General features: G+C 40.7%; 21 protein-coding genes. 13 read left to right on the forward strand and 8 right to left on the reverse strand.

What is annotated here, in order from left to right; translation table 11 throughout:
• The first annotated feature begins 58 nt into the window (after window positions 1–58).
• The 7 genes from A7A69_RS16010 (at window position 59) to A7A69_RS16045 (ending at window position 7,070) form a co-directional block, all read left to right on the forward strand.
• A complete protein-coding gene (locus tag A7A69_RS16010; protein ID WP_152878602.1) occupies window positions 59–889 on the forward strand; it encodes an inositol monophosphatase family protein in 831 nt (276 codons plus the stop codon).
• A gap of 612 nt (window positions 890–1,501) precedes the next feature.
• On the forward strand, window positions 1,502–3,430 hold the full coding sequence (locus A7A69_RS16015; protein WP_152878603.1) for a DEAD/DEAH box helicase: 1,929 nt from the start codon (window positions 1,502–1,504) through the stop codon (window positions 3,428–3,430).
• A 403-nt stretch (window positions 3,431–3,833) separates the two neighbouring features.
• Window positions 3,834–4,652, forward strand: coding sequence for an ABC transporter ATP-binding protein (locus A7A69_RS16025; RefSeq protein WP_151982334.1), 819 nt, complete (start codon window positions 3,834–3,836; stop codon window positions 4,650–4,652).
• Window positions 4,649–5,428, forward strand: coding sequence for a lipid asymmetry maintenance ABC transporter permease subunit MlaE (mlaE, locus tag A7A69_RS16030; protein WP_120370483.1), 780 nt, complete (start codon window positions 4,649–4,651; stop codon window positions 5,426–5,428). The genes A7A69_RS16025 and mlaE overlap by 4 nt, the downstream gene beginning before the upstream one ends.
• Window positions 5,428–6,111, forward strand: a complete 684-nt coding sequence (gene mlaD, locus A7A69_RS16035) for an outer membrane lipid asymmetry maintenance protein MlaD (RefSeq protein ID WP_152878605.1) — start codon at window positions 5,428–5,430, stop codon at window positions 6,109–6,111. Before mlaE ends, mlaD begins: the two co-directional genes overlap by 1 nt.
• Window positions 6,112–6,130: 19 nt before the next feature.
• The gene (locus A7A69_RS16040; protein ID WP_120370481.1) at window positions 6,131–6,763 is read left to right on the forward strand and encodes an MlaC/ttg2D family ABC transporter substrate-binding protein; all 633 of its coding nucleotides are present in this window, start codon (window positions 6,131–6,133) and stop codon (window positions 6,761–6,763) included.
• Window positions 6,764–6,776: 13 nt separating this feature from the next.
• Complete coding sequence (locus tag A7A69_RS16045) at window positions 6,777–7,070, forward strand: STAS domain-containing protein (protein ID WP_120370480.1); 294 nt, start codon at window positions 6,777–6,779, stop codon at window positions 7,068–7,070.
• Window positions 7,071–7,125: 55 nt separating this feature from the next.
• Here A7A69_RS16045 and A7A69_RS16050 read toward each other — a convergent pair whose 3' ends face one another.
• Window positions 7,126–8,139, reverse strand: coding sequence for a CorA family divalent cation transporter (locus A7A69_RS16050; protein WP_120370479.1), 1,014 nt, complete (start codon window positions 8,137–8,139; stop codon window positions 7,126–7,128).
• Window positions 8,140–8,296: 157 nt separating this feature from the next.
• Between A7A69_RS16050 and A7A69_RS16055 the strand changes: the two genes are divergently transcribed.
• Window positions 8,297–8,881 (forward strand): LOG family protein, encoded by a 585-nt coding sequence (locus A7A69_RS16055; RefSeq protein WP_120370478.1) that lies wholly within the window; start codon window positions 8,297–8,299, stop codon window positions 8,879–8,881.
• Window positions 8,882–8,911: 30 nt separating this feature from the next.
• Window positions 8,912–9,307 (forward strand): NUDIX domain-containing protein, encoded by a 396-nt coding sequence (locus A7A69_RS16060; RefSeq protein WP_187349252.1) that lies wholly within the window; start codon window positions 8,912–8,914, stop codon window positions 9,305–9,307.
• On the opposite strand, the gene A7A69_RS16065 is transcribed toward A7A69_RS16060, so the two are convergent.
• Window positions 9,273–9,953 carry a ComF family protein gene (locus A7A69_RS16065; protein WP_152878606.1) on the reverse strand — a complete coding sequence of 227 codons (681 nt, stop codon included), beginning with the start codon at window positions 9,951–9,953 and terminating at the stop codon, window positions 9,273–9,275. The two genes, A7A69_RS16060 and A7A69_RS16065, sit on opposite strands and share 35 nt — an antisense overlap.
• Window positions 9,940–11,985: an ATP-dependent DNA helicase RecG gene (gene recG / locus A7A69_RS16070; protein ID WP_152878607.1), complete on the reverse strand. Its 2,046-nt coding sequence runs from the start codon at window positions 11,983–11,985 to the stop codon at window positions 9,940–9,942. The genes A7A69_RS16065 and recG overlap by 14 nt, the downstream gene beginning before the upstream one ends.
• 38 nt (window positions 11,986–12,023) lie before the next feature.
• Here recG and A7A69_RS16075 point away from each other — a divergent pair, with 38 nt between their 5' ends.
• Complete coding sequence (locus A7A69_RS16075) at window positions 12,024–12,857, forward strand: NAD-dependent epimerase/dehydratase family protein (RefSeq protein ID WP_152878608.1); 834 nt, start codon at window positions 12,024–12,026, stop codon at window positions 12,855–12,857.
• Window positions 12,858–12,926: 69 nt separating this feature from the next.
• A complete protein-coding gene (locus A7A69_RS16080) occupies window positions 12,927–13,913 on the forward strand; it encodes a putative solute-binding protein (protein ID WP_152878609.1) in 987 nt (328 codons plus the stop codon).
• Window positions 13,914–13,960: 47 nt separating this feature from the next.
• Here A7A69_RS16080 and plsB read toward each other — a convergent pair whose 3' ends face one another.
• Window positions 13,961–16,528, reverse strand: coding sequence for a glycerol-3-phosphate 1-O-acyltransferase PlsB (plsB, locus tag A7A69_RS16085; protein WP_120370473.1), 2,568 nt, complete (start codon window positions 16,526–16,528; stop codon window positions 13,961–13,963).
• A gap of 283 nt (window positions 16,529–16,811) precedes the next feature.
• Between plsB and A7A69_RS16090 the strand changes: the two genes are divergently transcribed.
• A complete protein-coding gene (locus A7A69_RS16090; protein ID WP_120370472.1) occupies window positions 16,812–17,684 on the forward strand; it encodes an acyl-CoA thioesterase in 873 nt (290 codons plus the stop codon).
• A gap of 175 nt (window positions 17,685–17,859) precedes the next feature.
• Window positions 17,860–19,101 carry a dicarboxylate/amino acid:cation symporter gene (locus tag A7A69_RS16095; RefSeq protein WP_152878640.1) on the forward strand — a complete coding sequence of 414 codons (1,242 nt, stop codon included), beginning with the start codon at window positions 17,860–17,862 and terminating at the stop codon, window positions 19,099–19,101.
• Window positions 19,102–19,169: 68 nt separating this feature from the next.
• Here A7A69_RS16095 and A7A69_RS16100 read toward each other — a convergent pair whose 3' ends face one another.
• From A7A69_RS16100 to A7A69_RS16115, 4 genes are all read right to left on the reverse strand, one after another.
• Window positions 19,170–20,114 (reverse strand): metal-dependent hydrolase, encoded by a 945-nt coding sequence (locus A7A69_RS16100; protein WP_151981251.1) that lies wholly within the window; start codon window positions 20,112–20,114, stop codon window positions 19,170–19,172.
• A gap of 133 nt (window positions 20,115–20,247) precedes the next feature.
• Window positions 20,248–21,048 (reverse strand): ribosome biogenesis GTP-binding protein YihA/YsxC, encoded by an 801-nt coding sequence (gene yihA, locus A7A69_RS16105; protein ID WP_120370469.1) that lies wholly within the window; start codon window positions 21,046–21,048, stop codon window positions 20,248–20,250.
• Window positions 21,049–21,138: 90 nt separating this feature from the next.
• Window positions 21,139–21,582 carry an RrF2 family transcriptional regulator gene (locus tag A7A69_RS16110; protein WP_152878610.1) on the reverse strand — a complete coding sequence of 148 codons (444 nt, stop codon included), beginning with the start codon at window positions 21,580–21,582 and terminating at the stop codon, window positions 21,139–21,141.
• Between the two features lie 124 nt (window positions 21,583–21,706).
• Window positions 21,707–22,471: a globin domain-containing protein gene (locus tag A7A69_RS16115; RefSeq protein WP_151981254.1), complete on the reverse strand. Its 765-nt coding sequence runs from the start codon at window positions 22,469–22,471 to the stop codon at window positions 21,707–21,709.
• Between the last annotated feature and the right edge of the window lie 263 nt (window positions 22,472–22,734).

Raw genomic sequence — 22,734 nt, forward strand, 5'->3', positions numbered from 1 at the left:
TGCCGCGCTTTTATGCATTATTCTTTGTCAAAATCTTCAAATTTGTAGTGGGTGTTCAATGGAACCTATGGTGGTTATGGCTGCGCGTGCAGCTCAGTTAGTTGGTCAAGAGCTTTTAAAAGCACATCAAAATCGTCATAAACTCGATCTACAAGTTGAAGAAAAAGGCATCGAAGGCCCAGTGACGCGTGTTGACCGTTACTTAGAACAACTTACAATAGATACTTTGAAAAAAAGTTATAAAAATCATAGCTTTTTGGGTGAAGAATTTGGCTTGCAAGAAGGCAAAGGTCATGACGCTGATTGGTGCTGGGTGATTGATCCTCTAGATGGGACACAAAACTTTATCAATGGTTTTCCGCATTTTTGTATTTCCATCGCTGTACAGCATAAAGGCATCACTCAACACGGTGTAATTTACGATCCAGTTCGCGATGAATTATTTTCATCGAGTCGTGGTCGTGGTTCGGTCATGAATCAGCGTCGTATCCGTGTCAATGTCCGTGACCATCTGGAAAATACTTTTTTAGCCGTGGGTCATCCATATCGTGCCATGCGTAACGGCGAAATTGTGTCTTATGCAGAGCAACACTTTGCATCACTCTTGGCTGTCACAAAAGCAGGCGCGCATATTCGTCGTGCAGGTTCTGCTGCATTAGATTTGGCTTATGTTGCTGCGGGTCGTTTTGATGGATTCTTTGAAGTTGGTTTAAAACCGTGGGATATTGCAGCGGGTGAGTTGATTATCAAAGAAGCAGGCGGTGTTGTTGTAGATGCTCGTGGTGGCAATGATTCAATGGAAAATGGTCAGGTTCTGGCATCTTCATTAAAAATGTTAAAACCATTGATGCAAACAGTTGTTCCTGCTTGGGGCGAAATGGCTAAGTAAGTCAAACAGATCAGTAAAAAAGCTCTCATGAAAATTTGAGGGCTTTTTTTTACAATAAGAGAAATTTCTACAATAAGAGAAATAGAAATTAAAGTCATGATGATTTATTTGATTGGTCTAGACAAATTCGGAAAATGAGAATGAACTTGTAAAATTATCTTTACTTATATTGAGCCATATTAGGTCGAAAAATATTATAAAATTTAGATATATCATGATGTTATGTTTTGTGTTTCTGCTTTAATAGTTTTGCAAATGTTATCGATTAGTGTACTTTTATGCAAAAATAATCAAAAACCTATTAAAAAAGGTGACTTTTAAAAACTTTCTGCTATACTCTCGCCACGCACTTAAATTTCCGTTCATTACCTGAACATTCTGTTCTATTCATTGTATGCGCACGCCGTCCATAGAGAGGACCATTCATTGCGCCCAAATCGCTCAGCGATTCTTCAGGTTCCGGCCGTAATCATGCGTGCGTATAGTCTACATCGTCGTTATTCGGATTGCTGTTGAATGTTAACTCATTCAGCCTAAGATGCCGTGCCGCCTTTTGTCGATGTCCATATTTGTATTTATTAAAATGGAGCACCCATCAGGGTGAAACTCTCTATGAGCAAAAATTTTGCCGATTTCTCTCTACATGAATCTTTACAACAAGCACTACAGGATCTAGGTTTTACTAGCCCAACACCTGTACAAGAACAAGCGATTCCTGCTGCTTTAGAAGGTAAAGACCTCCTTGTTTCAAGCCAGACTGGTTCTGGTAAAACTGCTGCATTCTTATTGCCGACATTACATTCTCTTGCTGGACAAGATACTTTCCTTCCTTTTAAAGAACGTATGAAAGCGGTAACGCAACCAAATATTTTGGTGATTTCACCAACGCGTGAATTGGCTCAACAAGTGAGTCAAGATGCGATTGCACTTGTACGTCACATGAAAGGTGTTCGTATTGCTGCCATTATGGGCGGTATGCCATTTGCAAAACAAATTCAACAATTAAAAGGCGCACAAGTTGTTGTTGCAACTCCGGGTCGTTTGTTGGACTTGGTTAATCGTCGTCAAATCAAATTAGACAAAGTGGATGCTTTGATTGTTGATGAAGCAGACCGTATGCTTGATCTTGGTTTCTCAGAAGATCTTGAAGCAATCAGCGAGTTAGCAGCAAACCGTAAGCAAACTTTGATGTTCTCTGCAACATTTGCAGATCGTATCATTCGTCTTGCAGAATGCATGATGCAAGATCCAATGCGTATTGCGATTGAAACTGGTCATTCAACCAATACTGACATTACCCAGACTTTACACTGGACTGATGGTTTTGAGCATAAGAAAAAACTGCTGACTCACTGGTTAAGTGATGAAAGCATGGATCAAGCGGTTGTTTTCGCAAGTACTCAAGAAGACACAGATATGCTAGCTGAAGAACTTGCAGAAGCAGGTCACTCAGTTGTAGCACTTCATGGTGCTATGCCACAAACAGTACGTAACCGTCGTTTACGTAGCATTCGTGAAGGTAAAGCTAAAATTTTAGTTGCAACTGATGTTGCTGCGCGTGGTTTAGATGTACCGACTATTTCTCACGTGATTAACTTTGGTTTGCCAATGAAACACGAAGACTATGTACACCGTATTGGTCGTACAGGTCGTGCTGGTCGTACAGGTCAGGCAATTACTTTGGCAACTTATCGTGAGCGCGGTAAAATTCGTGCCCTTGAAGATTATTTAGAAGCGCGTTTAAGTGTTTCTGAAATTGAAGGTTTAGAGCCTTCTCCACCTCCAGCACGTTCAGGTCGTGATGGTGGCGGTCGTGGTCGCGGTGGTAATGGCGGTGGTCGTCGTGAAGGTGGTCGCGGTGGTTTTGGTGGCGGTCGTCGTTTTGAAGGCGAAAGCAACTTTAAACGTCGTGAAGGTGGTCGTGATGATCGTCCACGCCGTAGCTTTGATGATAAGCCACGTGGTGAGCGTCCTGCATTTGCTGGTGAAGATCGTCCGCGTCGCGAGTTTAATTCAGACCGTCCGCGTCGTGAAGGTGGTTTTGAAGACCGTCCAAAACGTAGCTTTGGTGGTGAAGATCGTCCACGTCGCGAGTTCAACTCAGATCGTCCACGTCGTGAAGGTAGTTTCGAAGACCGTCCAAAACGTAGCTTCGGTGGTGAAGATCGTCCGCGTCGCGAGTTCAACTCAGATCGTCCACGTCGTGAAGGTGGTTTCAATGATAAACCGCGTTTCGACTCAAATGATGACAACCGTGGTAATCGCGTAGATTACAAACCACGTCGTGAGGGTGGTTTCGGTGATCGTCCAAAACGTGATTTTGGTGATCGTCCTGCACCACGTCGTGAAGGTGGTTTTGGTGACCGTCCACAACGTTCATTCACTGAAGACCGTCCAAAGCGTAGCTTTGGTGGTGAAGATCGTCCAAAACGTACTTTTGGTGGTGAAGACCGTCCGAAGCGCTTTGGTGATGATCGCCCACGTCGCGGTGTAAATGAAGAAAGCTTTGGTCGTGACCGTTCGCGTAAAAATGACCGTTAAGATTTAACTGTCTTATCGCTTTAAAAAAGCCGATACTTTTCAAGTATCGGCTTTTTCTTGTAATAAAACTATCAAAAACTATATAATGTGAGAACTGAGTCAGGTTTTTGTTGTAAGTATGAAAGAAAGAAAAAATTTTAATGTCAGGCTTCTATTAAATTTACGTCACTTTAATTTGCGTCAATTAGGGGCAGCACTTGTAATTGGTAATGCGTTATATTTTTCTTATAGTACTTACTTTCATCATGATATTTCTTCCGAAACTTTTGCAATACCGCATGACCAAAGTGATAACATTCAATTGATTAAGTAATTGGTCGTTTCATTGTTAAATAACAAGAATTACCTAAACATTCAATGCTATATTATGCAAGCTTAAAAATATGCAGGAACATATACTGCTATGAATAATCCAATACTCTCGACGGCTCAGGCACTCATAGAAGTGAAAAATCTGGGTTTCAATCGAGGGGAACGTATCATCTATGAAAATGTTGATTTAACCATTCGACGTGGTCAAATTACAGGCATTATGGGCCCATCTGGAACAGGAAAAACAACACTATTACGTCTGATTGGTGGTCAATTGACCCCAGATCGTGGCGAAGTTTTACTGGATGGTAAAGATATTGCCAGCATGTCACGTCAGGAATTATTTGCTGCGCGGGCACGTATGGGGATGTTGTTTCAAAGCGGTGCTTTGTTTACCGATATGTCTGTGTATGAAAACGTTGCATTTCCAATTCGTGCGCATACAGATTTGCCTGAACATTTGATTGCAGAGTTGGTCGGACTTAAATTAGAGTCAGTTGGTTTGCGTGGTACAGAACATTTAATGCCAAGTGAACTTTCAGGCGGGATGAACCGCCGAGTTGCATTGGCTCGTGCTATTGCCCTTGATCCTGATTTGATTATGTATGATGAACCTTTTGCTGGACAAGATCCGATTGTAAAGGGTGTGCTGACTCGTTTGATCCGTTCACTGCGTGAAGCACTTGATCTAACTACAATTATTGTCTCTCATGATGTCGCTGAAACACTGGAAATTTCAGATTATATTTATGTAATTGCAGAAGGCAAAATTCAGGGTGAAGGCACACCTGCCCAATTACAGGCTTCAGCTTCACCCTTTGTAAAACAATTTTTGACAGGTTCCCCTGAAGGGCCGGTTGAATATCAATTTAGTCATCAAGCATATTTAAATAACGAGGTACATCCATGAATGCGATTGCCTGGTTAGGTCGAGTTGTAATTGAGCGGATGCGTGGAATTGGTGAAGCAACTGTAATGTTGCTGCAAATTATCTTTTCTTTACCTTCTGCGGGTGGTTTTAGCCGATTCGTATATCAAATGTACCGTGTCGGTGTAATGTCCTTATTAATCATTTCAGTATCTGGATTATTTATTGGGGCAGTTCTTGGTTTGCAGATGTATAACATTCTGGTGACCTTTGGTAGTGAAGCAATGTTGGGTACAGCAATTGCGTTGACCTTATTGCGTGAGCTAGCGCCAGTTGTGGCAGCTTTGTTATTTGCTGGTCGTGCTGGTTCTGCACTAACCGCTGAAATTGGATTAATGAAAGCGACTGAACAACTTTCCAGTATGGAAATGATTGGGGTTGACCCATTAAAACGTGTGGTTTCTCCAAGATTGTGGGCGGGTATTGTCAGTTTACCCATGCTCTCGATTATTTTTGCTGCAATTGGTATTTTTGGCGGTAAAATTGTGGGCGTTGATTTTCTGGGGGCTGATGATGGCTCATTCTGGAGTGGCATGCAAAACTCGATTCAGTTTATGCATGACATCTTTAATGGAACAGTAATTAAAAGTATTGTATTTGCCCTGATTTGTACATGGATTGCGGTTTATCAGGGCTATGCCTGTGAACCGACTTCAGAAGGTATTGCGACATCAACCACTCGTACAGTGGTGTATTCATCGCTGTGTGTTTTAGGTTTTGATTTTGTGTTGACTGCGGTCATGTTCGGAGGTGTTTAATGAAATCACGTACTAGTGAGCTGGCCGTAGGGATTTTTGTCATTATCTTTGGCGTGGCTTTGTTTTTTTTGGCGATGAAAGTCAGTGGCCTTGTCGGTACAAATTTAAATGACAGTTATCACATGACAGCACGTTTTGATAACGTGAACGGTCTTAAGCCACGCGCCAAAGTCACCATGAGTGGTGTTACAGTGGGGCGGGTTGAGTCGATTACGCTTGATCCAGTTACACGGTTGGCAACAGTCAATTTTGATCTTGATGGAAAGTTGACTTCATTTAATGCCGAACAGTTAAAAGCAGTTCAGCAAAATGCATTGGATGAATTACGTTACAGTTCTGACTACACGCAGGCAAATGCTGTGCAACAAAAAGAAATGGAACAGAAACTGATTGCCAACATGAAATCCATCACCAATATCGATGAAGATGCTTATATAATGATAGCTACCAATGGTCTTTTGGGTGAAAAGTATCTCAAAATTGTACCAGGCGGTGGATTTAACTATTTAAAACGTGATGAAACCATCACCAATACTCAAGGTACAATGGATCTTGAGGATCTGATTAGCAAGTTCATTACTGGTGGTGCCAATAAATCATCATCGGGTAGCCCGGCAGAAGACTCGGCATCACAGCCGCAGGCAGCTACATCTAACAGTGCCGAACCTTCTTTTGTTGAGTAATTTTTAAGGAGCGATTCTTGTGAAGACGTTGTTCAAACAAACCCTAACGGCAAGTGTATTATCAACTTTACTTGCTGGCACTGCATTTGCTGCGCCTGCGGAAGCGCCTCCTGCGTTTATCAAACGTGTTGCTGATAATTTTATTTCGCGTTTACAAGCAGACCACGCTAAGTTGCAGAGCAATCCTACTGCTGTAAAAGCGATTGTACGTCAGAACCTTGATCCCTATATCGATTCACAAGCGTTTACTCGTATCGTGATGGGAACTTATGCGACTAATCAAAACAGTACAGCGGCACAACGTGCGCAGTTTGAAAAGAACTTTCGCGAAACTTTGATTGAAAACTATGGCACAGCGTTTGCAAAATACAGCAATCAAAGCTATACCATGCGTCCTTATAAAGAAACTGGTAGCCGTAATCCTGTGGTAACCATTGATTTCAATAACAAAGGCGAAAAGATCCCTGTTTCTTTCCAATTAAGTGATGCGGGAAGCCAATGGAAAATCCGTAATATTAATGTTTCGGGTATCGATTTAGGCTTACAGTTCCGTAATCAGTTTGCGTCAACAGTGCAGCGTAATGGTGGTAATCTGGATAAAGCGATTGCCAACTTTAAACCAGACGCTGATGCGGCTGTAAACAAGAAATAAGTGAAGGTTTATTGTGATTGAAATCGTCGATCAGCAATTGGTGCTGTCAGGAAAGATTGATTTTGAAAATGCACAAACTGTTTATCAAGATGGTTTGCGTTTGATTCAACAACATCAACAATTTCCTGTGGTGGTAAATTTAAGCCAATTACAGCACGGCAGTACCTTGGCATTGGCGGTTTTAGTGCAATGGTTAAGAAAAACACCTAATGCGCAAGGATTACATTTTCAGGACGTCCCTGAAAAAATGATGAAAATTATCCAGTCTTGCCATTTACAGGATGATTTGACACTGCTTCGCAGCTAGTTAAATTTTAATAAGAAAAGCACCAAAATTGGTGCTTTTCTTAGCTCTAAAATATTTAAACCCACTTCTTCCAGCGGAAATAAATCATTGGTCCAACAAAGGAAACGAAGATAATAATCGCAACGGTTAAAAAACTCATCGAACCATGTGCAAAGGGCAATTCTTGCGTGTTCATACCATAGATACTTGCGACCAGCATAGGTGGTGCAAGCATACTTGGTAAAATGGAGAATCGACGAATGGTATCATTCTGTTCGGTGTTAATAAATCCAGACGTGGTATCAAGTAAGAAACGAACTTTTTGGAAAAGAAAAGCATCGTGTTCTACTAGTGAGCGGACATCTTCACTTAATTCTCGAATATCCGCATCGTAAATATGACTGCCTAAAGCACGTGGACGAGATAAAAAAGTCAGGACACGACGTAAATCAATCAAACAAAGTTGAGCTTTACCTAGTACATCTTCTTGTTGTGCCAAACGAGTAATCATGTCATCCAGATCTAAAATCTTTTCACGATGATGATTGTTGAGGACTTCGGTTGAGTATTTTTCCAAATCCTTGTGGATATCTTCAAGGATATCCGCAAGCTCATCGAGTTTCGCTTCGAGTAAACCGAGTAAGATCCAAGTTGGATCTTTATAATCCATGTCATAGTCATTGCGTCGTGCACGAGCACGAAAAGCACGAAAAGCGACGAGTTTTTCACCGCGCATGGTAAATAATCGATCTTTATGTAAAATAAAAGCGACCGTTTGGACTGTAGCTAAGATATGACTGGTATCTTCATTATCGCCATCGACCTGATAATTTTTATTTTTCGTTAAAAAATAGGTGCTGATATGCAAAATTCCATCATCATCGCGGTAAAATCGAGCAGAGGATGAAATGTCTTCTAATGACTTGAGGGTAGGTAAATTTCGGTCATAAGCATCAATGACCCATTGTTGCTCTTCTTGAGAGGGCGCAATTAAATCGATCCACACCAGATCTTGATGTAGATCAAACCCACCATTGATGGTTGCATCTTCAAGGCTACCGCGCTCTGTGGCGTAAAAGGCTTCAAGCATAATGTCTTTTCTCCCTTGCGCAGTATGGATAATTTTGATGGGTGTATTTTAGACAAGGATTCACTTAAAAACACTCATTGTTATCGTTTTTTCTGAAAAAATCTCGCTTAAGCTTATATTGTAAGCATGACAGCTTAAAAACATGGTTAAAAGTTTTATGAATTCAATCTGTATTTTTTGTGGTTCAGCCGTTGGCACAGATCCTTTATTTTTACAAGCAGCCCAACTAACGGGTCAAACTATTGCTAAACAAGGCAAAACGCTGGTGTATGGTGGTGGACGTTCTGGTCTAATGGGAGTAGTTGCCGATAGTGCCTTACAGGCGGGAGGGCGTGTTGTTGGTGTGATTCCTACAGCTCTTGTTGATCGTGAATTGGCACATCCTCATCTGACCGAATTGCATATTGTCAAAAATATGCATGAGCGCAAAACCAAAATGGCAGATTTAGCGGATGGCTTTATTGCATTACCAGGTGGTGCGGGCACACTGGAAGAAATTTTTGAACAATGGACATGGTCGCAGTTGGGTATTCATCAAAAACCATGTGCATTTTTAAATATTCAAGGTTTCTATGATGATTTACTTAAAATGATTCAGACAACGGCAGATAAAGGTTTTACTCAGGCGCGATTTGTAGAAAAATTGATTGCGTCGGATCAGATTGATGTGATTTTAAATACATTTGAGCATTATCGACCTGCTGCGCCGAAGTGGGGGACACAGGCTGAAGTCCATCCTTAACGCTGAGACATCATTGTGAGAAAAGTTGATGTGAAGAAAATTACAGTTGCTGCCGCGATTATTTTAAATGATGCACATGAGCTATTGGTGGTGCGTAAGAAAAATACCCAAGTTTTTATGCAAGTAGGTGGCAAGCTAGAACTAAATGAACCACCTGAGCAGGCGATTGAAAGAGAAATAAAGGAGGAGATTGGCTGTGATATTCAGATTGATCAATTTGTGGGTCGATTTGAAACAGCAACCGCCAATGAGCCTGATCATCAACTGATTAGCTATGTTTATTTGGCACAGTTAAAGCAAGTGCCACACATTGCTGCTGAAATTGCTGAAATGAAATGGGTGTCACTGGATGATCGTGTTACTTCGCTTGCCCCTTTAACACGTGAAGTGGTTATGCCGTGGTGTCGAGATTATTTACAGGTTTAGATGCTTTATCTGTTACAGCCGCAATGCAACATGCATAGATCTGCTGGCAGCCTAATAATTGCAATGCTTGATGCAAAGCATAAATTGAGCTGCCAGTCGTGACGACATCATCGATGATCAAGACTTTTCTGTAGCGAATTTTGGGTTTTTCTAACAGTACAAACTGTTGCTCAATGCCTTGAATTCGTTCAAGCCGATTGAGTCCCTTTTGAGAGTGTTGTTCTAGTCGATGAATAGGCTGCCAAATAGGAACATTTAGCTTTTTTGCAAGTTGTTGTGCCAAAAGCAAGGACTGATTGTAACCTCGTTCAATTAAGCGTGCGTCTGAAATCGGCATTGGGACAATAGCTTGAACTTTAGGATGCTTAATCTGAGCAAGTAATTGATCTAATAAAGGCTGATGATGTAATTTCTGTTTATATTTAAACTGCTGCAAAATACGATCAATTGGATAATGATAATAACAAGCCGCCATGATCTGTAATTCGTGTCGATTGATCGGTTGCTTAAGCCAAGGTAATTGCAGCCAGCAACTTTTACACAGCACATAATGTTTTAAACGCGGACTGGATTCACATAGACGACAAGGGAGTATTTTTTGTCCGAATTGTTGTAACGTTGCTTTAAAATAATCAAACATAGGCATAACGCGGAGCCTCTGGTAGCCAACGTTTAAGTAAAGCATCGGCCTGCTTTGGATAGTTTTTTAAAACTTGTTCGGCAACATAATGTGCCTGTGTCAGCAAATGATCATCGCGTTCCAGACGAGCTACTCGAAATCCCATATCACCCGTTTGTTTGGTGCCCAATAGTTCCCCTGGACCGCGAATTTCCAGATCTTTTTCAGCAATCACAAAACCATCATTACTTTCTCTTAAAATGGATAAGCGTTCATGTCCATTTTGTGAGAGGGGCGATTTATACAATAGCGCACAAAAACTGGCAGTTGCGCCTCGCCCGACGCGACCACGTAATTGATGGAGTTGGGAGAGTCCAAGCCGTTCAGCATTTTCAATCACCATAATAGAAGCATTTGGGACATCCACCCCGACTTCAATGACTGTGGTGGCAATGAGTAGTTGCAATTGATTGTCTTTAAATGCCTGCATGACATTTTGCTTTTCATCTGCTTTCATTTTGCCATGCACTAGACCGATATTCAGTTCAGGAAAGCGTTCTTTCATTTCCTGATACGTTGCTTCAGCTGCTTGAGCATCAAGGGTTTCCGATTGCTCGACCAGTGTACATACCCAATAGGCTTGTTTACCTTCACGACAATTACTGGCAATACGATTTAAAACCTGTTCACGTCGATCAAGTGGAACGGTGACAGTCTGAATAGGAGTACGTCCCGGCGGAAGCTCATCGATAATAGAGGTGTCCAGATCCCCATAGGCACTCATTGCCAGTGTACGGGGAATAGGAGTTGCCGTCATCACCAACTGGTGTGGCGTAAGTTGATCACTTCCTTTATTGCGCAGAGCCAGACGTTGATCGACCCCAAACCGATGTTGTTCATCAATAATCACCAGCCCCAATTTGGCAAATTCAACATTGTCCTGAAACAGGGCGTGTGTTCCAATCACCAATTGTGCTTCGCCAGTTTTAATACTTAGTTCTGCCTGTGAGCGGGCTTTACCTTTTTGTTTTCCAGATAGCCATGCGACTCGAATACCTAACGGTTCAAACCAGCGTTTAAAATTTAAATAATGTTGCTCGGCCAAAATTTCAGTCGGTGCCATCAGCGCAACTTGCCATTGGGCTTCTAAAGTATGGCAAGCTGCAAGCGCAGCAACCAGCGTTTTACCTGCACCAACATCGCCCTGTACCAAGCGTAACATGGGTTTGTTTTGCTTAAGATCGGTGACAATTTCTTTGGACACTCGTTTTTGTGCCTGTGTCATTTCGAAGGGTAATCCTGCAAGCAGTGCTTTTGCCAACGTTTGACTAGGACTAAAATGAGGTGAGGCAATCTGTCGGATATAAGCTCGTCGCGTCAATAGACTCACCTGATGAGCAACCAGTTCTTCAAAAATCAGACGTTGCTGTGCAGGATGAGAACCTTGAGCCAGTTGTTGCATATTGGCATCGACAGGCGGTTCGTGAATATAGAGCAAAGCCTGTTTAAGCGCATAACCATTGGTGTATTGTTCAGGTAATAATTCAGGCAGATGATCACTGTATTGTTTGAGTGCCTGTTTAACGTATTCACGTAACTTCGGTTGAGTTAAACCTTCGGTACTGGGGTAAATCGCAGTGAGCTGAGTCTTGGGTAAAGCAGTGTGTTCTGTCACCAGTTGTATTTCAGGATGATACATCTCCAGACCGCGCGCACCAACCCGTACTTCACCAAAGATTCGTAAACGATGACCCGCTTTTAATTTATCGGTTAGGTTTTTATAAATATGATAAAAGCGTAAGGTAACTTTGCCTGTATCGTCCTGAAGTAAAGCTGCTAGAGACTTGCGTTTTCCAGGTGGAAAATCGAGTGATTTGACTTCGCCTTCGAGCAAATAACTACGGCCAACCACCAGTTGGTTCATGGGAATGACCGTGCTACGATCTTCATAATCACGGGGCAGGTGAAAAAGTAGATCATCCGTGGTGAAAATATTGAGTTTTTCCAAAAGTGCAGCGGCAGCACCGCCTACACCCTGTAACTGCTGGACTGAAGTCATATCTCTCCAAGTCAGGACCCACTAAATCAGGATCATGCATGCATATTTTATTTATTGGCTATGGTAAAACATCTCAACGCGTTGCCCAATATCTATTTCAACAGAACTCGAATCAACAGCAATATCAAATTACCACAATTAGCCGTAGCCCGAAAACAGATGTGTACGCGAATCACCTCATTCAAGATGTGCATGATCTTCATCTGGACAGTCTTGCACCAGTTGATTTGGTCTATGTGGCTTTGACCCCTTCAGAAAGTAGTGTAGAAGCTTATCGGCAGATTTATGTAGATTCGGTTGAACCAATCGTTCATGCATTAAAATCGCATCCTGTGCAAAGAATTATGGTGCTGTCATCTACGCGAGTATATGGTGAAAATCAGGGCGAGCGGGTAGATGATGAGTCGCCCGTTCAACCCGTAGATGAGCAAGGACAAATCTTGCGTGATATGGAATTAAAATGGCTGGCAGCATATCCGAAACAGGCAGTGATTATTCGACCTTCTGGGATCTATGGACAATCTGTTGCGCGCTTGATAAAAATGGCACAAAACACCAGCAGCTATCCAAAGATTCATTATAGCAACCGCATTCATATTGATGATCTGGCAAGATTTTTAGCGTATTTATCGACATTAAAAGATGTTGATTCATCTTATATCGTGACCAATAATCAACCTTTAGCTTTACATGAAATTATCCTGTGGTTTCAGCAACAATTAGATTTACCGCAGTTGCAACTTAATAGTCAGCAAATCTCAGGAAAACGGTTGTATGCGACACGTATGCAGCAAACGGGTTTTCAATTACAGCATCCAGTTTGCTTTAATGACTATATAATTCGTTTGCAATCACATGGTCAAAACTCATAATTTAATTAAACTAAAAAGTATGGGCAAATATATAAATAAATTAAATTGATAAATAGTAGATCGGGGAATATGTTTAAAAACGCATTGGGAAGTCTGCTCCTGCTTACTTTTGTGCAGCAGGTGAAGGCCGCAGACATGACATGGTGTGTGTATGATCCCGTTGGCGCGCAAGGGGATATTACACGGCGTATAAAAGATATTACGCTTTATGCACAACGTGATCAGGTCAATGTGCAATTGAAAATTTATAAGCATGAAACAGATGCAATTGTACAATTTGATCAAAAAAAATGTTCGGGTCTGGTCGCAACCAATTTTCATACCCGAAATTATAATTCATTTATGGGAAGTACTTCGGGCGTTGGATTTATTACAAATAATAAGACTGCGCAACATTTTATTCAGTTGTTAAATCAATCTGCATTACGTCCAGCGATGCAACAAGGTGAATATGAAGTGATTGGGTTCATTCCTTTAGGAATGGCTTATATGATGCTTAAATCACCAACGATTTATAAAGTGACAGATTTAAAAAATAAACGTATTGGCGTGTTGGCTGAAATTCCGCCACAAAGCGCTTTGGTGCGTAGTGTCCGTGCTCAACCTGTCGTATTAAATTTTGATAATGCGATAGATATTTTTAAAAATAATCAGGTGGATATTTTACCTATTCCAATTTATAGCCTGCTACCTTATAACCTTAAAAGAGATTTTGGCGAATCGACGCGAGTCATCAATTTTCCAGTGGTATATGCAGGTTTAAATATTGTGATTCGTTCTAGCGAATACCCAACAGGATTTGGGGTAACTGTACGCAACTGGTTTGCAGGACAGGCAAGTGTCTTAATTGGGCAAGTGTTGCGTTGGGAAAATCGTTTGCCCGCTTATTATTGGATGGATGTTTCTGCATCGGAGAAACAGGCTTATGAGTTAGTCATCGCCAAAATACGAAATCAATATTCCCAGAATTTTTTCTATGATCCACGCTTTGTCAAACTGATTAAAAAATTACGCTGTAAGGATGAACCACAATATTTTGAGTGTCAGATGTGGTAAATAAAAATGGCAACCGAAGTTGCCATTTTTATATCTAAAGAGACCGTTTAAGATTTTTTGCGTTTTAAACGACGTTTTGCCTGCTGCGATGCAACTGCGTCCAGTGCTGCTTTAAGTTCGTCATCGTTAAAGGTTGTAATATGTTGCAACATTTGCAAAGTTGCTTCATCCAATACCAGTTTAGCGCCTTCAGCCATATTGCTAAAGTTGCGTTCAAATTCAATCGCACCTTGCTCATTGGTACAGATATAACCTTGTTGGGTTAGAACTTTAATAAAGCTCTGGAACAAAGATTTATCAAAAAATTCAGGTGAATTAAACTCATATAGTACAGAGAGACGCTGTCCAAGCAAATGGCTCAAATCTTCGACTTGTCTTACCGAAATATTGCCTGAGCCACGTTGTGCTATTAATGCCAAAGTCATGTAATAGCGTTCCAGACTTTGCTTGACTGGAGCCGCTAAGATCACCAATTGGTTATGATCTTCTGAATTCGGTGCAGGGCTAATCAAGTCACCTTCGCTATCTTGTTCAATGAGTTTTGCATTGACTAAAGCTTCAGCGTATTGGTGAATATATTGTTCCAGTTGTTCAGGTTTCCATTTTAGGAATAATTCAGCCTGTAAAAATGGATACAACGTTTTAATCACATTGATTAAATTTTTCTGACTGATTTTGCCATTATGCTCAACCAATGCTGCAATCAACGAAGGGAGAACAAAAGCGTGCAAAATATTATTGCGGAAGTAAGTTAGCAATACTGCCTGATTATCTTCAATGGCAATAATGTCTCCCAATACATGCTGAACGCGCTTAATCAGTTTAAGTTTTAGACCATAAGCAATGATTTCTTTACCAGACAAAGGCGTAACTTGAGTGCGCTCATCATAAGGAAGCGTAGTGACAAGATTGCGATACGCATCAAGTTGTTTAATGCAAAGTTCTTCATCTAGGGTGTGTTTTGGAGTTGCCAGTAAAATCAGAGACAGCAATGAAACTGGGTTGATTACTACGGCACGGTTGATATTTTCTAAGATAGCGTGCGCTGAACTGTTGATTGCATCTGAAACCTGCGGTGGGATTGGATCATCATTTTTTTCAATTTTGATCTGATCTGCACCATGCGCCTTAAGTAAATCATCCAGAAAAACAGGTTCACCAAAGTTGACATGTACTTTGCCAAAGATACGCTCAATTTTGCGTAAAGTTTTGACAATTCCAAAGACTGATTCTGCTTCTTTTGGTTTGCCCTGCATTTCACCAACATAGGTTGAACCTTCCATTAAACGTTCATAACCAATATAGGTCGGAACGAAAACGATCGGTTTGGCACGTCCACGCAAATGACTATGTACGGTCATGGCAAGCATGCCTGTTTTAGGCGGAAGTAATCGACCAGTACGGGAACGTCCACCTTCAATAAAGTATTCAAGTGGCGTATTACGAGAAAGAATGCTGTATAGATATTCCTTAAAGACTGATGTGTACAGACCATTTCCACGGAATGAACGGCGAATGAAGAACGCGCCACCACCACGTAATAATTGACCGACAAATGGCAGGTTTAAATTATCTCCAGCAGCAATGTATGGCACCATTAAACCACGACGATAAATCACATAAGACAGCAGTAAATAATCGATATGGCTACGGTGACAAGGCGTATAAATGATTTCATAGTCCTTGGCCAGTTCACGCACCGTACTAAAATTATGTACGTCTACACCATCATAAAGCTGTGTCCAAAGCCGAGTCAGTGCCATATCCGCAAAACGAACAGCGGAATAGGAATAATCTGAAACAATTTCATTTAAATAACCAATCGCACGGCGTTCGGCTTCCAACATACTCACTTTGCCACGAATGCTTTCTCGGCGAATTGCATCTTGTACATCACGTGATTTGATCAAAGATTCCATCACGTTACGACGATCTGATAAATCTGGGCCGAGAACGACTTCACGCTGACCATCCAGATAATCATTCAAAGTACTGACAATATAAGTCGCAGAAGAAAGATTTGGATAATGTGTCGTTGCATAATTGACCAATTGACGCAAAGACTGCGGTTCATGAAATTCGACATAGGTTTGACGACCATGTAAGCCAATATTCATTAACTGTTTTACTTTACCAGGTGTCGCCCAAGTATCGGTAAATAACAGTTTAAACCATGAATCTTCCTTATCAGGAGAACGTCCCCATAGTACAGTGACTGGCACCAACTCAATATCGTAGTCTGGATGTTTGTCCAAAAACTCAATCAACCGAAGCAATCGCGGTGGAAACGCGTGTGGTGGCGGATTGAGTAAATTCTTTTCATCATGATGTTGTAAGAATAAAACCGACGCTTTTTCCTTATAGTCTTCTATCACCAATGGATCTAAAGCAGGCTTTAAATGTAAGCGACGTGTTTCACCATCAATGACCAAAGCATTGCTACGTGAATAATTCTGTAATACATAGCAGACGACTTTTTTCTGTGCAGGATGTTCTGCGGTCTGGATGTCAGTCGGTTCAGAAGGGACTTCCCCAAGAACATGCGGTGTTACCACGAGGTCAAGTAACTTACTCGACAGTCGTCGATACATCTGACCGAAGCCACTCTTGGCCATAACAACTCCTACTCAAACAAAAATGTTCCGACCAAAAAGGGCAGGAACTGCTTTAGTGAAATGATGCGAAAAACAATGGGCTATTTTCTGATAAATTACATGGACTGCGCTAGTGTTTATCGTTAAAAAACGTATTTTAAATACGAATAACAATGCTAAAGTGTGACATGCTAGTCAACTAATCTTTATGGTTACACTCTGAATTTATGGAAAAATACAGTATATCTGTTTTATAGTTTACAGATGTATTGTTTTTAAATCGCCGACACTTTAAAGGTATCTCATGAATGCATTAACTCAGGAACTTGTCGAGCTTTTATCTCTTGAAAAGCTTGAAGATCATTTATACCGCGGTATAAGCCGAAATTTGGTTGGTAAGCGCGTATTTGGTGGGCAAGTTCTGGGGCAGGCTTTACGTGCTGCATCATATACCACAGATCGTCCTGCTCATTCACTGCATGCTTACTTTTTATATGGCGGCGATGTAAATGCACCCATTATTTATGAAGTCGATCCTTTAAGAGACGGTCGTAGTTTCTCTAGTCGTCAGGTTCGTGCTATTCAGCATGGTCGAACGATTTTTTCTGCGATGGTATCATTTGCCGATCAAGAGGAAGGTTTGAATTATCAGCCTGAAGTGCCAGACTATCCCGCGCCTGAACAACTAAAGTCGGAAAATGAATTGAAAGAAGGTCTGGTAAGCTTTATTCCTGAAAATGTGCGGGCAAGTTTCATGCGCGAACGACACATTGAAATTCGCCCCATTGATCCTGTTAATCCATTTCAGCCCCAACCACAAGCACCAAGAAATGCCCATTATTTGCGGACACATGATCGTATTCCTGCAAAATTAGATGATATTGCATTACACCAAGCGATTGTGGCGTTCTATTCCGATTTTACTTTAATGACCACTTCCTTAAAACCGCATGGTTTAAGTTATTTATCTCCAAGTTTGCAATGTGCCAGTATAGATCATGCGATTTATTTTCATCGTCCAGTGCGCGCAGATGAATGGATGCTCTACGATATGGATGCAACCGTTACTTCTAACTCTCGTGGTCTAAATTTTGGGCGTATGTGGCAAAACGGTCAGCTCGTATGTAGCACCGTTCAGGAGGGTCTTATACGGCTTCGCGAAATTGAAACACAATAGATCAATTTGACTCCAATAAAGCCTCATTCTGAACTGCACCCCGAAAGTTGGACACTTTTAGTCTAATTTGAAGGGTGCTTTTTATTTTTATATCAGAAGATATGCTAAAAAATATTCGATTCTGTGGGGCGTGCATGTCATAGTAATTCCAAAGAATGACTTAAATTTAGATGGTATGAGCTTAAATACACAGATTTTAATTGCAGCTATTTTGGGTATAGCTTTCGGATTTTTATTAAACCTGTATCCCGACACTGCCTTTTTTCATCAAAGCATATATGGTCTTGGTATAATCAGTAGCATATTTATTGGGTTACTTAAAATGTTATTGGTACCCCTTATCTTTTCTTCAATTGTGGTGGGGGTTTCCAATTTACAGGCCAGTGGCCAGTTTGGTCGTGTCTGGAAAATTACAGCCTTATGTTGTTTGACTACAACCACATTGGCTTTGATTTTAGGAATTAGCTGTGCGCACTTATTTGGTGTAGGCAAGGGTATGGATATTGCTATATTTAGTGAGGCAATGAGCCAGCATCAAGCCCCAGCTACTTTATCGCCATCCACTTTTCTTACTAATTTTATTCAAAATACGCTCATTAATCCTTTTAAAGCCTTTAGTGATGGTAACGTCTTGGCTGTTGTGGTATTTGCCCTGTTTATTGGGGCTGCGTTAATTAAAGGCGGAGAGCGATTTCAGTCTGTACGTGTGCTCAGTCTACAGTTTTTTGACATTATGATGCTGTTGGTTGGTTGGGTCATGAAACTGGCTCCTCTAGGAATTTTGGCTTTACTGGCAAAATTGATTGCAACGGAAGACATCAAAATACTCAATAGTTTGGCCGAGTTTGCTTTAGTCGTTACGGGCACAACTATTTTTCATGGTGCTGTCGTTTTGCCTTTATTGCTCTGGATTTTTGGGAAAATGAATCCAGTTACTTTTTTTAAAGGGACACGTTTAGCGCTTATTACGGCTTTTGCTACCAGTTCCAGTTCAGCCACCATGCCATTAAGTATGAAATGTGCTCAGGAAAATTTAAAAGTTCGACCACAAACGGCTGGATTTGTTATCCCTCTTGGTACGCAATTAAACATGGATGGCACAGCACTTTACGAAGCAGCAGCAGCTTTATTTATTGCTAATCTGGTTGGTATGGATTTAACGCTTATGCAGCAATTGATTGTTTGTTTAACGGCTATGATCGCGTCATTAGGAGCACCGGGTATTCCAAGTGCAGGAATGGTGACGATGATTATGGTCTTACAATCTGTTGGACTTCCTGCGGAAGCTATTGCAATTTTGCTGCCGATTGATCGTATTTTAGATACAGTACGTACAGTAGTAAATGTACAAGGCGATATGATGATTAGCGTGGTGGTAGATCGTTATGCCAAAGGCGATAATATTGAATCTTCTTAAAAATTAGCATAGAAGCTTTAAAAATAAAAAAACAGAAGGCATCTTCTGTTTTTTTATGATTTATAGGTTTAAGCAGCTGCTAATACCGCTCGTTTTGCTGCTGGTGATTGGTCTAAATAACGAACAGCATCTTCCGTACTACCTTCTTTTACAGGGTCATACCACGGCATGAGATAATCGATTTGCTGAATGACAAGCCAGATTGGACTCGGTAAAATTTGGTTGTCTTTACGACCGTGTTTATACCACTCTAGCCAGATCCACGGACGCAATATACTTGGCTTATGTTCAGCAAAGCGTGGATCCTGTTTCATGATATGTGCTGCGCCATCAACCCATAAACCAAGTACCCCAACGATAACGGCGACGCTTAAATAATAACGCGCAATATAACCACCACCTAAATGACGATATAAATCAAAGGCGACGGTACGATGTTCAATTTCTTCTGCACCATGCCATTTAACCAAATCGACCATTTCAGGATCTGCACCGAGTTCCTGCCATTTTTGATTATAGAGCGCGTATTTGCCCAAAACACACGTCATGTGCTCAACGGTTGCAATCACACCTAACCGAAATAAATCCCATTGGTGTTGCAGAATTTTAGGAACTTCCATATCCAGTGGTTTATCTGCCAACAGTTTGGTAAATAGAAAATTCATAATTTCCAGATTACGCTGAATATCGATGTTACGTGCCGACAAATATTCTTTATTGGCTGATGTATGGGCATTAGCATGCATCGCTTCCTGACGAATAAAAGCCTGTACATCCTGTTTGAGTTTTTCATCGGTAATTTGCGGCAAGACTTTGTTATAAAGGCGGCAAAACCAAAACTCACCCGCAGGTAAAATATTGTTAATTTCATTAATAAAATAACTGGCAAAGGGTTGCTCTGGAATCCAGTCAACAGGGGTTTCTTTCCAATCGAATTTTACTTTACGTGGCTGAATACGATAGTGGATAGAAGAGCCAGGTAATTTGCGCTTAAAAAATGAAATAATACTCATGTCCTTACCTTTATTCGTTCTTATCGAACTTTTGCTGGTTTTTTCAGAGTATAAAAAATGCCCCTGTATTTTGCTTTGCAATAAGGGACATTCAGTTATCAATAGGTGATGATATGATATAAAAAGATGTGATTTATTCTTCTTTTAGCACTAAATCTGGTTCATCCTCATCATCAATTGTTGCTTCTGGGATCTGACTTAAATCGAACTCAGGTTCATGCTCTAGCGTATAATTTAAGCGACCTGCCATGATGCTGGCTAACTCTTCAAGTCCTTGTCTATTGAGCGATGAAAACAATTGAATGGAAAAATTGAGTTTCATTTTCTTAAGGCTTTGTTTGACTTCAAGCAGTACTTTGTTGGCTGGGCCACGATTCATTTTATCTGCTTTAGTCAACAAAATATGCACAAACAATTTACGTGAATGCGCCCATTCCAGCATCATGGTATCGAAATGCTGCAAAGGATGACGAATATCCATCAACAGGACTAAACCTTGTAAGCTTTGACGATGAATCAGATAGTTTTCCAACTCTTTTTGCCAAACGCGTTTCATTTCTTCAGGGACAGCCGCATAACCATAACCTGGTAAATCTACCAAACGCTGATCAGGATTCCCCAAACTAAAGAAGTTAATCATTTGGGTGCGTCCTGGCTTTTTAGAAGCACGCGCCAGTTGTTTTTGATTGGTTAAGGTGTTAATTGCACTTGACTTGCCTGCATTGGAACGCCCTGCAAATGCAATTTCGTAACCCGTATCTTCTACGCAAAGTGCAAGCTTGGGCGCACTCATTAAAAATTCAGCTTTGCGTAGCCAATTGAGTGCTTTTACTGAATATTCAGTAATTGCAGGATCCGCCGTTTTCTCATAGCTAATTTTTTGTTTAGGCGCGAGTCGGGCTTTGGTATCTTTGGATTTCGCATAGCGATGCATAGAGATTAACTTTTACAATCAAAATATATTTAAAACACATTATAAAGGATGAGAGCAATTCACGCGAATTTTAAGATCATTAGAATCATATTAAGAAAGAATAGAAACAAAATTAATGGGAGAATGCTTTGAAGCAGAGGGAGGGGCAGCCAACACATCGGCCAGCGTGTATTGATCAAGTGCCAGATAAAAACTTTCTAATGCCTGATCCAAAATACCTTTTAATCCACAGTGCGCGCGCAATACGCAGGGTGGCGTGTTGCACTCTACAATCTGATGGTCACCCTGTAGGATTCGTACAATTTTACCCAATGTCAGTTCAAGCGCTTTGGGATTTAAACGAAGTCCACCGCCTTTTCCCCGTGTGGTGATGATCCATTCCTGTTTTGCCATGAAATGAACAATTTTGACCAAATGATTTTGAGAAACATGCAAATCCCGTGCGATTTCTGCAATGGTATATGGCATTTCACTTGGGCGTGAAATGTACATTAATATACGCAAGGCATAATCGGTAAATTTATTGAGTTGCATGTTTAGCTAAGTACCAGAAATCCATGAAGATCATATTAGCTTGAAAGTTTCCCGAAGGAAACTCCCGAGCTTAATGGCTTAAAAGGGATGACTAAATGACGTAAATAGCGTAACAAAACTAAGCTTAACCTTTAAGTGGAGCGGATACTGCAACCTCGTCGCCCACTTGATAATTGCTTAATAAAATATTTGCTACATCATATTCAGTGTGTTCGGGCTGTGATTTAACCAAAAAGCCATACTGAGCTTTATCTTGATTTGAACTAAAGCTAAATTGTTGAGGCTGATCAATGCCTTTGGCTGGAACATGGACTTTGACCGAAATATATTCGCCTGCATTTGCAGCGGGAATCGCTTGCTGATCGGCTGCGGAAATGCTGAATAATTTACCCTCTGCTTGTTCTTCGATCGACACAATTTTAAAATTACGCCAACCTGCCCAACCACCATTTTGTGCAGCCAATTGATCATATTTTTGCTTTTCAACACCAATCAAAATTCCAGCTAACTGTAAGTAAGCCTGTTTCCAAGCTTCAATCAACTCAGATTCAAATGGAACATTGAGTACCTCACTAATAGAATGCAGTAGGTTTTCGCCCACAATAGAATATTGTTCAGGTTGAATATCTAAACTGACGTGCTTAGTCGTGATGTGCTCAACTGCTTTTGCCAATTTTTCAGGCTGTTCAATATTTTCTGCATACGCTAAAACTGCTGCGGCTAAGGCGCGTGGTTGACGACCTGTCGCTTGATGATCCAGATTAAATACATTTTTTAGTTCAGGATGGTTGTCTAGCATACGTTTATAAAAGTAACTGGTGAGGGCGACACCGTGTTCACGCAAAACAGGCACTGTTGATTTTACAAGTTCAATTTGTTGTGGAGTCATGGCTAGAGCTTCTATCTGGCTATATAAGATGTATTTAAAATACATCTTATAAAATGTATTTGCAATATATCTTCTAATAAAAGACTTGTTTTTATTAAGGGTTTAAATAGATCGTGTTTTTAGAATTAATTGATTTTTTGAAAGAGTAACCACAACTATTTGTTTTTAATAAATATAAAAAATAACTTATTTTTTTGCTTGGATAAAGTTATCGATATAGTAAAAGAATATTAAATGTTTTTGAGTCAGTGACGACCTACGTT

The sequence above is a fragment of the Acinetobacter guerrae genome, from assembly GCF_009372255.1.
Lineage (GTDB): Bacteria > Pseudomonadota > Gammaproteobacteria > Pseudomonadales > Moraxellaceae > Acinetobacter > Acinetobacter guerrae.

Coding starts and splice junctions, on each gene's coding strand:
- yihA (WP_120370469.1), bottom strand. CDS start 21,048: ATGCATCGCTATGCGAAATCCAAAGATACCAAAGCCCGACTCGCGCCT.
- A7A69_RS16080 (WP_152878609.1), top strand. CDS start 12,927: ATGTTTAAAAACGCATTGGGAAGTCTGCTCCTGCTTACTTTTGTGCAG.
- A7A69_RS16090 (WP_120370472.1), top strand. CDS start 16,812: ATGAATGCATTAACTCAGGAACTTGTCGAGCTTTTATCTCTTGAAAAG.
- A7A69_RS16100 (WP_151981251.1), bottom strand. CDS start 20,114: ATGAGTATTATTTCATTTTTTAAGCGCAAATTACCTGGCTCTTCTATC.
- A7A69_RS16055 (WP_120370478.1), top strand. CDS start 8,297: ATGAATTCAATCTGTATTTTTTGTGGTTCAGCCGTTGGCACAGATCCT.
- plsB (WP_120370473.1), bottom strand. CDS start 16,528: ATGGCCAAGAGTGGCTTCGGTCAGATGTATCGACGACTGTCGAGTAAG.
- A7A69_RS16115 (WP_151981254.1), bottom strand. CDS start 22,471: ATGACTCCACAACAAATTGAACTTGTAAAATCAACAGTGCCTGTTTTG.
- A7A69_RS16010 (WP_152878602.1), top strand. CDS start 59: ATGGAACCTATGGTGGTTATGGCTGCGCGTGCAGCTCAGTTAGTTGGT.
- A7A69_RS16075 (WP_152878608.1), top strand. CDS start 12,024: ATGCATATTTTATTTATTGGCTATGGTAAAACATCTCAACGCGTTGCC.
- A7A69_RS16025 (WP_151982334.1), top strand. CDS start 3,834: ATGAATAATCCAATACTCTCGACGGCTCAGGCACTCATAGAAGTGAAA.
- A7A69_RS16050 (WP_120370479.1), bottom strand. CDS start 8,139: ATGCTTGAAGCCTTTTACGCCACAGAGCGCGGTAGCCTTGAAGATGCA.
- A7A69_RS16015 (WP_152878603.1), top strand. CDS start 1,502: ATGAGCAAAAATTTTGCCGATTTCTCTCTACATGAATCTTTACAACAA.
- mlaD (WP_152878605.1), top strand. CDS start 5,428: ATGAAATCACGTACTAGTGAGCTGGCCGTAGGGATTTTTGTCATTATC.
- A7A69_RS16065 (WP_152878606.1), bottom strand. CDS start 9,953: ATGCCTATGTTTGATTATTTTAAAGCAACGTTACAACAATTCGGACAA.
- A7A69_RS16110 (WP_152878610.1), bottom strand. CDS start 21,582: ATGCAACTCAATAAATTTACCGATTATGCCTTGCGTATATTAATGTAC.
- A7A69_RS16095 (WP_152878640.1), top strand. CDS start 17,860: ATGAGCTTAAATACACAGATTTTAATTGCAGCTATTTTGGGTATAGCT.
- mlaE (WP_120370483.1), top strand. CDS start 4,649: ATGAATGCGATTGCCTGGTTAGGTCGAGTTGTAATTGAGCGGATGCGT.
- recG (WP_152878607.1), bottom strand. CDS start 11,985: ATGACTTCAGTCCAGCAGTTACAGGGTGTAGGCGGTGCTGCCGCTGCA.